9 protein-coding genes and 1 tRNA gene are annotated in these 10,970 nt (G+C 36.8%); 1 reads left to right on the forward strand and 9 read right to left on the reverse strand.

All coding sequences use genetic code 11. The features are described from left to right. Positions 1-136 precede the first annotated feature (136 nt). Complete coding sequence (locus tag Q1J40_RS08345; protein ID WP_301099682.1) at positions 137-1,327, forward strand: amino acid aminotransferase; 1,191 nt, start codon at positions 137-139, stop codon at positions 1,325-1,327. A gap of 108 nt (positions 1,328-1,435) precedes the next feature. Here Q1J40_RS08345 and Q1J40_RS08350 read toward each other — a convergent pair whose 3' ends face one another. From Q1J40_RS08350 to serC, 9 genes are all read right to left on the reverse strand, one after another. Further along, entirely contained in the window at positions 1,436-2,515 is a 1,080-nt protein-coding gene (locus Q1J40_RS08350) for a lytic murein transglycosylase (RefSeq protein WP_301099671.1), read from the reverse strand. A gap of 70 nt (positions 2,516-2,585) precedes the next feature. Beyond that, complete coding sequence (gene truB, locus Q1J40_RS08355; protein ID WP_301099672.1) at positions 2,586-3,506, reverse strand: tRNA pseudouridine(55) synthase TruB; 921 nt, start codon at positions 3,504-3,506, stop codon at positions 2,586-2,588. A 2-nt stretch (positions 3,507-3,508) separates the two neighbouring features. Beyond that, a complete protein-coding gene (rbfA, locus tag Q1J40_RS08360) occupies positions 3,509-3,895 on the reverse strand; it encodes a 30S ribosome-binding factor RbfA (RefSeq protein ID WP_301099673.1) in 387 nt (128 codons plus the stop codon). Positions 3,896-4,071: 176 nt separating this feature from the next. After that, complete coding sequence (gene infB / locus Q1J40_RS08365; RefSeq protein ID WP_301099675.1) at positions 4,072-6,648, reverse strand: translation initiation factor IF-2; 2,577 nt, start codon at positions 6,646-6,648, stop codon at positions 4,072-4,074. Positions 6,649-6,664: 16 nt separating this feature from the next. Continuing rightward, complete coding sequence (gene nusA / locus Q1J40_RS08370; protein WP_301099676.1) at positions 6,665-8,179, reverse strand: transcription termination factor NusA; 1,515 nt, start codon at positions 8,177-8,179, stop codon at positions 6,665-6,667. A gap of 15 nt (positions 8,180-8,194) precedes the next feature. Next, positions 8,195-8,656 carry a ribosome maturation factor RimP gene (gene rimP, locus Q1J40_RS08375; protein ID WP_301099677.1) on the reverse strand — a complete coding sequence of 154 codons (462 nt, stop codon included), beginning with the start codon at positions 8,654-8,656 and terminating at the stop codon, positions 8,195-8,197. Between the two features lie 206 nt (positions 8,657-8,862). Then, positions 8,863-8,939: transfer RNA gene (locus tag Q1J40_RS08380), tRNA-Met, on the reverse strand. Positions 8,940-9,059: 120 nt separating this feature from the next. Next, on the reverse strand, positions 9,060-10,046 hold the full coding sequence (gene glpX, locus Q1J40_RS08385) for a class II fructose-bisphosphatase (protein WP_301099678.1): 987 nt from the start codon (positions 10,044-10,046) through the stop codon (positions 9,060-9,062). 66 nt (positions 10,047-10,112) lie between these two features. Next, on the reverse strand, positions 10,113-10,970 hold an 858-nt coding region (gene serC, locus Q1J40_RS08390; protein WP_301099679.1), incomplete at its 5' end, for a 3-phosphoserine/phosphohydroxythreonine transaminase.

A 10,970-nucleotide genomic window follows, 5' to 3' on the forward strand; every position in this document is an offset into this window, starting at 1 on the left:
CGTAAAAAAGCGACTACTCGGACGAGAATGTAAATTTTCTCATCGAACCTATCGCTTAAGACTTGATAAAAATAGCATTTAGACGTATAAATTCGGTATTTTTGCAACACAACAAAGAGAGGAAAATTTAATGGCAATGTTTAGTCATATTCAGGCAGCTCCAGCAGACCCAATTTTAGGTTTAGGTGAAGCTTTTAAAGCAGATACCCGAACAGATAAAATTAATTTAGGTATTGGGGTATATAAGGATGCAAAAGGTCAAACACCAATTGTAAAAGCAATTAAAGAAGCTGAAACACGTCTCTTAGCTGAAGAAAACACCAAAAATTATTTAACTATTGATGGTCGTGCTGATTTTAACAAACAAACACAAACATTACTTTTTGGTGAAAATGCAGAAATCATAACTTCTGGGCGTGCGAAAACAGCACAGAGTTTAGGTGGCACAGGTGCATTACGTATCGCAGCTGAATTTATTAAACGCCAAACCAGTGCTAAAAACGTATGGATATCTACTCCTACTTGGCCAAACCACAATGCTATATTCAATGCTGTTGGAATAAATATAAAAGAATATCGTTACTACGATAAAGCTACAAAAGCATTAGATTGGGATAATTTAATTGCTGATCTTAGCCAAGCTCAAGAAGGCGATGTTGTGTTATTACATGGTTGTTGCCATAACCCTACTGGTATAGATCCAACCCCAGAACAATGGGATACTTTAGCAAAAATGTCAGCAAAGAAAGGTTGGTTACCATTATTCGACTTTGCTTATCAAGGATTTGCTAACGGCTTAGAAGAAGATGCGTTTGGTTTACGTACTTTTGCTAAAAATCACCGTGAATTACTCGTTGCAAGCTCATTCTCTAAAAACTTCGGTTTATATAATGAACGTGTTGGTGCTTTCACACTTGTTGCAGACAATGCAGAAGTGGCAAACAATGCATTCAGTCACGTTAAGACAATTATTCGAGTACTCTACTCTAACCCAGCATCTCACGGTGCAAGTGCCGTTGCAACGGTTTTAGCCGATGATAAATTACGTGCAAATTGGATTGCTGAATTAGCTGAAATGCGTAATCGCATCAAATCAATGCGTACTAAATTCGTTCAACTTTTAAAAGAAAAAGGAGCGACACAAAACTTTGATTTCATCATTGCTCAAAATGGTATGTTCTCATTTAGTGGCTTAACTCCAGAACAAGTTGATCGTTTGAAAGAAGAGTTTGGTATTTATATCGTTCGTTCTGGCCGTATTAATGTTGCGGGTATCACTGATGATAATATCGACCGTTTATGCGAGTGTATCGTAAAAGTTCTTTAATTTTAGTTAATTAAAACGTACTAAGCGGTAACTTCCTTCAATTATTTTGCAAAAGTTTTGAAAGAAGTTACCGCTTATGTGTCATGAAGAAACAAGAAATTGAAAGACTTATTTCACACCTTCTAAAATGCGATCTGCAAACTTACCAATGCTAATTGCAAAATTATTCGAACGATTCCAGTCTAATAAAGTACGGTAATTATTAGACACTAAGAATGCTCTTCCCTTCTCTCCATCTGGTCTTACTAACCATAATTTATCTTTATTTAGTTGATTCATTTTAGTTACCGCAGTGGCATTTGGGTAAGCTAAATAAACGCCTAAAGATTGCCATTCAGCTAATGTTTTTGCATTTTTATCACTGATACCTGAAAACGATAAATCAATTGGGTATGATAGTTTAACCTCTATTCCCCATGGTAAATTTTTATCCCAACCTACTGTCGAAAGATAAGACGCGATAGATGAGAATGCATCATATTCATTATGCCAAATATCTTTTTTTCCATCATTATCACCATCAACAGCATATTTTAAATAAGAGGTTGGCATAAATTGAGTTTGTCCCATAGCCCCAGCCCAAGAACCTTTCATTTCTGGACGAGAAATATAGCCACTTTCCAGCATTTTCATTGCATTAACAAACTCTTGAGTGAATAATTTTTCTCTACGCCCATCAAATGATAAGGTTGCTAAAACAGATAACACATCAAATGAACCTTGATAGCGACCAAAACTACTTTCCATACCCCATAGTGCCATAATGTACTCTTTCTGCACCCCGTAGTTTTTGCTTGCTTTTGTTAATTGAGGTTGATATTCCCACCAACGATTTACTGCCATTTTTACTTTTGTTTGAGTAAGTACTTTATTGAGGTAACGGGTCACACCATTTGGATTAGGTGGAGGTGGTGGAGTATTAGGATCTCGTCTTTTCTTTATCTGCTTTTTATCAAGTTCTACTGCTTTAGGAATATATTGAATATTCATAACCGATTTTAATACTTTATCAGAAACACCTTGACCCGATGCTTTTTTCTTTAAGAAAAGAACATAATCATTAAAATTACTAAAATTACGAGGTTTTGTATAATTTGCATCTAATGGTATTTCAACATAAACAGGCTGAGTACTTGAACAAGCTACAAGACTTATACAAGTAAAAGCTATATACGATAGTTTTTTCATATTTTTATTTCCTTCACTTTTAGTAATTTGTACTACAAATTGATTAAAATTTATTAGCTTTAACAACTTATTAAATTAAATTGACCATTCTATTTGGTCTAATGACATTATTACTGTCAATTTCAGCTACTCCCAGAAATTGTGCTTGATCTGAAAAAAGGCGAACTAACCCATAAAGGCTTAATGGATTATCAAACTTAACTCGTTGTCCAAATCCTACTGCTTTTGTTTGTTCAGCTGTTAATGATAATTTAGGTAAGCGAGATACGGCTGAATCCATTGATAACAAATATTTATCTAATTCTACAAGCGGTTGGTTCTCTGCTAACATTTGCAATTCGTCTAACGTTGTCATTCTATCCATTGGATAATCAGCAACCGCAATACGTCTAAGCATTGTAACGTGAGCGCCACAACCTAGCACTTCACCTAAATCATCAACAAGGGTACGAATATAAGTCCCTTTCGAACAATGTACCTCTAATGTTAAGAATGGCGATTGGTATTCAATGAATTTTAATTCAAAAATAGTAATAGAACGAGGCTCTCTTTCAACGGTAATACCCGCTCTGGCATATTCATACAGAGGTTTTCCTTGATGCTTTAATGCAGAAAACATTGTCGGTACTTGTAAAATATCGCCTTGAAATTGGGGTAATACTGCTAAGATTTGTGCTTGAGTAATATTAACATCACGGGTTTCAACAAGTTGTCCTTCTGCATCTGAGGTATCAGTTCTTTCGCCTAATTTTGCAGTGACAATGTAACGCTTATCCGAATCTAGTAAGAACTGGGAAAACTTGGTTGCCTCTCCCAAGCAAATCGGTAACATCCCTGTTGCTAGTGGATCTAAAGCACCAGTATGCCCAGCTTTATTTGCTTGAAATAAACGCTTTACTCTTTGCATCACATTGTTAGAACTTTCCCCTTTAGGTTTATCTAACAAAAAGATGCCGTGAATATCACGGCCTTTTTTCTTTGGTCTTGCCACAATTATTCCTCATCATCTTGGTGACGAGCTTGATCTTGACGGATCACATTAGTAACAAGGCTAGACATTCTCATTCCTTCCACGAGAGATTGATCGTAGAAGAAACGAAGTTCTGGCACAATACGTAAGCGCATCGCTTTACCTACTAAGGTTCTGATATAACCTGATGCTTTATTTAACCCTTCTAATCCTCGAGTCACTGCGCTTTCGTTCTCATCGAATAAGAATGTTACAAACACCTTTGCATAAGCTAAGTCACGGCTTAACTCAACATCAGACACCGTTACCATACCAATACGGGGATCTTTAACCTCACGCTGTAAAATAATCGCGATTTCCTTTTGTAATTCTTGTGCTACACGATCACTACGTTTAAATTCTCTTGCCATTCTATTTTCCTATATTTTAAATACGTTAATTACTAACAAAATTAAGTTTAATCTATCTTGGTAAACTAAACATTAAATTAAACCTAATTTAGCTAAAAAAGCGGTCAGTTTTCTTCCAATTTTTGCAAATTTTTATAAGAAACTGACCGCTTATTCGATCTAATTGATAAGATTAATTAGATAGTACGTTTTACTTCAACAACTTCAAAGACTTCGATTTGGTCGCCTACTTTTACATCGTTGTAGTTTTTAACGCCGATACCACATTCCATACCATTACGCACTTCTGCCACATCATCTTTAAAGCGACGTAGAGATTCTAATTCACCTTCAAAGATAACTACGTTTTCACGTAATACACGAATTGGGTTGTTACGTTTAACAATACCTTCAGTCACCATACAACCTGCAATTGCACCAAATTTAGGGTGTCGGAACACATCACGAACTTCTGCCAAGCCAATGATTTCTTGTTTGAATTCAGGCTGTAACATACCGCTCATCGCAGCTTTAATTTCATTTAACAATTCATAAATAATTGAATAGTAACGTAAATCAATATGTTCATTTTCAATAATACGACGAGCTGATGCATCAGCACGCACATTAAATCCAAGTACGATAGCATTTGATGCAGCTGCAAGTGTTGCATCAGTTTCAGTGATACCACCTACACCAGAACCCACAACTTTCACTTTAACTTCATCTGTTGAAAGTTCATTTAATGCTTGGCTAATTGCTTCCACAGAACCTTGTACATCAGCTTTAACGATAACGTTCAACTCTGCCACATCACCTTCAGCCATATTAGTAAACATATTTTCCAATTTCGCTTTTTGTTGACGAGCAAGTTTCACTTCACGGAATTTACCTTGACGATACAACGCTACTTCACGAGCTTTCTTCTCATCACGCACAACCGTAGCTTCATCCCCTGCTGCAGGTACACCAGAAAGACCAAGTACCTCAACAGGAATTGAAGGCCCTGCTGATTGAATTTCTTTTCCGTTTTCGTCACGCATTGCACGAACACGTCCGTATTCGAAACCACAAAGGACGATATCACCACGATTTAAAGTACCTGATTGAACAAGGATAGTTGCAACAGGACCACGACCTTTATCAAGGTATGATTCAATTACTACCCCTGATGCCATACCATCTTTCACCGCTGTTAATTCAAGAACATCAGCTTGAAGTAAGATAGCTTCAAGTAAATCATCAATACCTAAGCCTTTTTTCGCTGATACAGGTACAAATAAAACATCTCCACCAAATTTCTCAGAAACTACTTCATATTGTAATAACTCTTGTTCTACACGATCCGGATTTGCTTCTGGTTTATCAATTTTATTCACCGCAACAACAATTGGTGCGCCTGCTGCCTTAGCATGCTGAATCGCTTCAATTGTTTGAGGCATTACGCCATCATCTGCGGCAACAACAAGGACAACGATATCAGTAGATTTAGCTCCACGAGCACGCATTGATGTAAATGCAGCATGTCCCGGGGTATCTAAGAATGTGATAACTTTACCTTCTGCTGTTTCTACGTGGTAAGCACCGATATGTTGTGTAATACCACCTGCTTCGCCATCGGCAACTTTTGCTTTACGAATGTAGTCAAGTAATGACGTTTTACCATGGTCAACGTGTCCCATAATAGTTACAACTGGTGCACGTGTAACTTTTTCAGCATTAACATCACGATCTTCTAATACTGACTCTTCAAGTTCATTCTCTTTACGTAGGATAACTTTGTGTCCCATTTCTTCTGCAACAAGTTGCGCCGTTTCTTGGTCAATAACTTGGTTGATTGTAACCATTTCACCCATTTTCATCATTGTTTTAATGATTTCTGTTGCTTTAATCGCCATCTTATTGGCTAAATCCGCAACAGTGATGGTTTCACCAATTACAACATCACGATTTACCGCTTGGGCAGGTTTAGTAAAAGCTTGCTGTAACGCACTACCTTTCTTCTTACCATGTTTACCTTTACCTATTACACCTTTTTGATTGCGACGATTTGCTTCACGCTCAGATTTACTTGACTCATCATCACGACCTTTTTTCGCTTTAGTCGGTTTACGTCCACGATTTTCGCTACGACGCTCTGAATCACGTTCTGCTTCTAAAGCATAAGTTGAAGTAAAACGATCATCTTCAACAGAATCATCTACTGAGGAAGTTTCTTCAGAGGTACTTGTTAATTCAGCTAAACGACGAGCTTCTTCTGCTGCTTTTTTCGCTTCTTCTTCTACTTTTTGACGAGCTAATTCTTCTTGCTTGCGACGTAGCTCTGCTTCTTCTTTACGTTTTGCTTCTTTTTCTACATCAACTACTTTTTCTACTTTAGTCACAGGCTTTTCTGTTTTTTGAATAGACTTAGCTTGCTTGTTAGGCATTACTGGTGGTTGATGAATAACTTTTTTTGCTTCTGCTTTTTTGGCTTCTTCTACTTTTTTGGCTTCTTCTACTTTTTTGGCTTCCGCAACTTTTGCTTCTTGTTCAGCTTTCTCTCTAGCAGCCTTTTCAGCAGCTTCTTTCTCTGCTTTTTCTTTTTCAGCTTTTAATCTTGCTGCTTCAGCTGCTGCTTTTTTAGCTGCTTCAGTATCAACTTTACGAGATTTACGAACCTCTACTTGAACTTCTTTTGCTTTGCCATTAGAAGTGGTTGCACTTACTGTTGTTTTTGTTCTACGCTGTAAGCTAAGTTTTTTAGGTTTTTGATTCTTTTCATTATCGCTCATTATTTTTCTCCTTACATTAGCTAAACCAGCAAATTTGACGTGCTGCCATGATTAACTCACCTGCTTTTTCTGCAGATAATTCTTCAATATCAGCTAAATCATCAACACCTTGTTCTGCAAGTTCTTCAAGGGTTGTAATCTGTTTTTCTGCTAATTTAAAGGCAATGTGTCGATCCATACCTTCAAGGTTTAGTAATTTATCTTCTATATCAGCTTGTTTTAAAGCCTCTTCTTCAGCTAATGCTTTTGCAGTTAATACATTTTTAGCACGAGATTGTAACTCTTCTACAAGATCTTCATCCTCTAGCCCATCAATTGCTGTTAATTCTTCAACTGGTACATAAGCTAATTCTTCTAAGCTTGTAAAACCTTCATCAATAAGAATTTGTGCAAATTCTTCATCAATTTCTAAACTATTAACAAATAAGTCAATAATTTTATTATCTTCTGCTTGATGTTTTTGGTTTAATTCATCAGTAGTCATTACATTTAATGCCCAACCTGTTAATTGAGTTGCAAGACGAACATTTTGACCATTTCGACCAATTGCTTGTGCTAATGAATTTGATTCTACTGCAATATCCATTGAGTGATTATCCTCATCAACAACAATAGAGCTTACATCTGCTGGAGCCATTGCATTAATTACGAATTGAACAGGATTATCATCCCACAATACAATATCAATACGCTCACCACCTAATTCGTTAGTGATAGCTTGAACACGGGCACCACGCATCCCCACACAAGCACCAACAGGATCAATACGTTTATCATTACTTTTTACTGCAATTTTTGCACGAGAACCCGGATCACGTGATGCACCTTTAATTTCAATTAGCTCTTCGCCAATTTCTGGTACTTCTAATTTAAATAACTCTTCAAGCATTTTGGGTTTTGCACGAGTTACAAATAATTGTGGACCTTTAGATTCAGGTTTAATTTGGTATAACACACCACGTACACGGTCACCCGGACGAAAGTTTTCACGCGGTAACATATCTTCACGTACAATAACCGCTTCTGCTTGATTACCTAAGTCTAAGATAATTTGCTCACGTGTTACTTTCTTAACTGTTGCAGAAATCATACTATCTAGTTGTGAACGGAATTGCTCTACAACTTTATGTCTTTCTGCTTCTCGAATTTTAGTTGTGATCACTTGGCGTGCTGTCTGCATAGTAATACGGTCAAATTCAATTGATTCGATTTCGTCTTCGATAAAATCACCTAATTGAATATTAGGATCTTCAAACTGTGCTGCCTCAAGAGTGATTTCTTTAGTTTGATTTTGTACTTTCTCAACTACAAGCCAACGACGGAAAGTTCTAAACTCACCTGTTTTACGATCAATAACCACACGAACATCAATATCTATGCCATTACTTAATTTGCGCTCTTCTCTTTCTACTGCTGCTTTTTTCTTGGTTGAAATAGCCAATGCTGTTTCTAATGCTTCAAAAATAGCGTCTTTTGGCAATAGTTTTTCATTTGAGACCGCTTCTGCGGCTAATAAAAGTTCTTTACTCATTTTTCTGTGATTTCCTTAAAAATTAAATACCGGCACTAAATTCGCTTTTTGAATATTGCCAAAAGCAAATTGTTGTAGATTTCCTTCTACATTTAATGTGATTAAATCACCTTCTACTGATTCTAACTTACCTTGCCATTTGCGGCGATCTAACATTGGAATGCGTAGGTGTATTACCACATCTCGACCAATAAAGCGCTGGTAATGTGCCATAGTGAATAGCGGGCGATCTAATCCAGGAGAGGAAACCTCAAGATTATATTTGTCAGTGATTGGATCTTCGACATCAAAAATTGCACTCACCTGACGACTCACATCACTACAATCATCAATAGTAACGCCACCTTCTTTATCAATATATAATCGAACCGTCAAAAAACGACCTGTACGTTGACATTCAATGCCAACAAGTTCAAATCCCATTGCATCAATAGAATCTTGTACAAGTTCCTGTAATTTTTGTTCTAGTATTGCCAAAAAAACCTCCACCTAATGGATATAAAAAAAGGCTTTTATAAAAGCCCTCTTAAAACGACAAAGTTGACTATCAGCCACAAAAAAACCCCTATCAACAACACAGTCGAGGGGCTTCTAAGCGGTTTGTTTCAATCACTCTTTTGCAAATCACAAAGAGCCTATAAAACAAAACTCATCGTTAAAAACTTAACGATGAGCCTTAAAACTGGTTGCGGGGGCCGGATTTGAACCAACGACCTTCGGGTTATGAGCCCGACGAGCTACCAAGCTGCTCCACCCCGCGTCTGATGTGGTGCATTATAGTAAATCCTAAAAAAATTGCAAGACCTTTTTTAACACTTGCTGTTAAAAGTCCTTTTTTTAGCCACTATTTATAATGAACATAACAATATAGATACTTTACCTATTTATCTAGGTAATGAGAAGATTGAATTTTACGAATAGTTCGTGAACGCCCTCGAATTAGTAATGTTTCAGTGGTTGCCAAATTACCTTTACGCTTAATTCCATTCAATAAATCACCTGTAGTAATTCCTGTTGCAGAAAAAACAAGATTATCATCACGGACTAAATTTTCTAAGTTAAGCACCTCATTAATTGGCACATTTAATGCTTCACAACGTGCAATTTCCTTCTCCGCATAAGCAAAGTTTTCTAATGTATTACCTTTTACTTGATTACGAGGAATAAGTTTAGCCTGCATATCACCACCTAATGCTCTCACAGCTGCAGCAGCAACCACACCTTCTGGCGCACCGCCAATACCATATAGCAGATCCAATTCAGCTTCAGGCAAACAACATTGTACTGCAGCTGCAACATCACCATCAGGAATTGCAATAACTCGCACACCTAACTGTTGCATTTCAGCTATAATTTTGCTGTGTCTTGGTTTATCAAGTATAGCCATTGTTAGCTGAGAAAGTAATTTTCCTTTTTTGGAAGCAACTCGACGTAAATTTTGCTCAAGTGATAAATTTAAGTCTATGATTCCTTTAGCTTCACTTCCTACTACGATTTTTTCCATATACATATCAGGCGCTTTTAAGAATGTATCCTTACCACCTGCTGCTAATACAGAAAGAGCATTAGCCTGCCCTAATGCAGTCATTCTTGTACCATCAATCGGATCTACTGCAATCGTAATGACTTCATCTTCTGGTCGAGATAAGCCAATTTTTTCCCCGATATAGAGCATTGGGGCTTCGTCAATTTCACCTTCACCAATGACGACTTCACCACGTATTTCCATCTGATTCAATATCAGACGCATTGCTTTAACTGCTGCATCATCAGCAGCATTCTTGTTCCCTCTTCCCAACCAGTCAAATGCTGCTAATGCAGCTGCTTCGGTTACTCGAGAAAATTCAATAGAAAGAGATCGTTTCATCTTTAGCTCCTTAAGAGAAATGCTTTAAAAGAATGAGTTAAAAGTAAATTTTATGTACTTTATGTTTTATTTATTATTTTGCTCAAATTGCTGCATAAAAGCAATCAAGGCTTTTACACCTTCAATAGGCATTGCATTATAGATTGAAGCTCGCATTCCGCCCAATACTTTATGCCCTTTTAAGGCTTGCAAGCCACAAGCGGTCGCTTCTGCAACAAATTTTGCATTTAATTCGTCATTGCCTGTAGTAAAGGTTACATTCATTAATGAACGATTTTCTTTTGCGACAGTATTACGATAAAAATCACTTTGATCTAAATAGTCATATAACAATTTAGCTTTTGCTTGATTTAATTTTTCAATCGCCTTAACACCACCTTGTTTCAATAAATATTTAAAAACGAGGGAGCAAAGATACCAAGCAAAAGTAGGTGGTGTATTAATCATTGAATCACTTTTAGCTTGTGTTTCATAATTCCAAATAGTTGGTGTTTCTTTTCTCGCTCTACCAATCAAATCTTCACGAATAATGACAATTGTGATCCCCGCTGGACCTAAGTTTTTTTGAGCTCCAGCATAAATGATACCAAATTTTGAAATATCAATTTCACGAGAAAGAATAGTAGATGACATATCTGCAACTAACACTGCAGTACCGACTTGTGGAATATCAAAAATCTCTACGCCACTAATTGTTTCATTTGGGCAATAATGGACATAATCATATTGATCAGCAATACCTGTAAAATCAAGTGATTTAATTTTGAGAGTATTGCTCTCTTCTAAAATATTTAATTCATCTACATCACAGAATAAACGTGCTTCTTTTGCTGCTGTTGCAGACCAATGGCCACTAGTTAGATATAGAGCTTTACCTTTTTCACCAATAAGATTCATTGGGATCGCCGCAAACTGCCCTCTTGC

The organism is Otariodibacter sp. (genome assembly GCF_029256985.1).
Taxonomy (GTDB): Bacteria; Pseudomonadota; Gammaproteobacteria; order Enterobacterales; family Pasteurellaceae; genus Otariodibacter.

Excerpts from the sequence above, each read along its gene's own strand:
- glpX (WP_301099678.1), bottom strand. The coding sequence starts at position 10,046 with ATGAAACGATCTCTTTCTATTGAATTTTCTCGAGTAACCGAAGCAGCT.
- Q1J40_RS08345 (WP_301099682.1), top strand. The coding sequence starts at position 137 with ATGTTTAGTCATATTCAGGCAGCTCCAGCAGACCCAATTTTAGGTTTA.
- infB (WP_301099675.1), bottom strand. The coding sequence starts at position 6,648 with ATGAGCGATAATGAAAAGAATCAAAAACCTAAAAAACTTAGCTTACAG.
- nusA (WP_301099676.1), bottom strand. The coding sequence starts at position 8,179 with ATGAGTAAAGAACTTTTATTAGCCGCAGAAGCGGTCTCAAATGAAAAA.
- Q1J40_RS08350 (WP_301099671.1), bottom strand. The coding sequence starts at position 2,515 with ATGAAAAAACTATCGTATATAGCTTTTACTTGTATAAGTCTTGTAGCT.
- rbfA (WP_301099673.1), bottom strand. The coding sequence starts at position 3,895 with ATGGCAAGAGAATTTAAACGTAGTGATCGTGTAGCACAAGAATTACAA.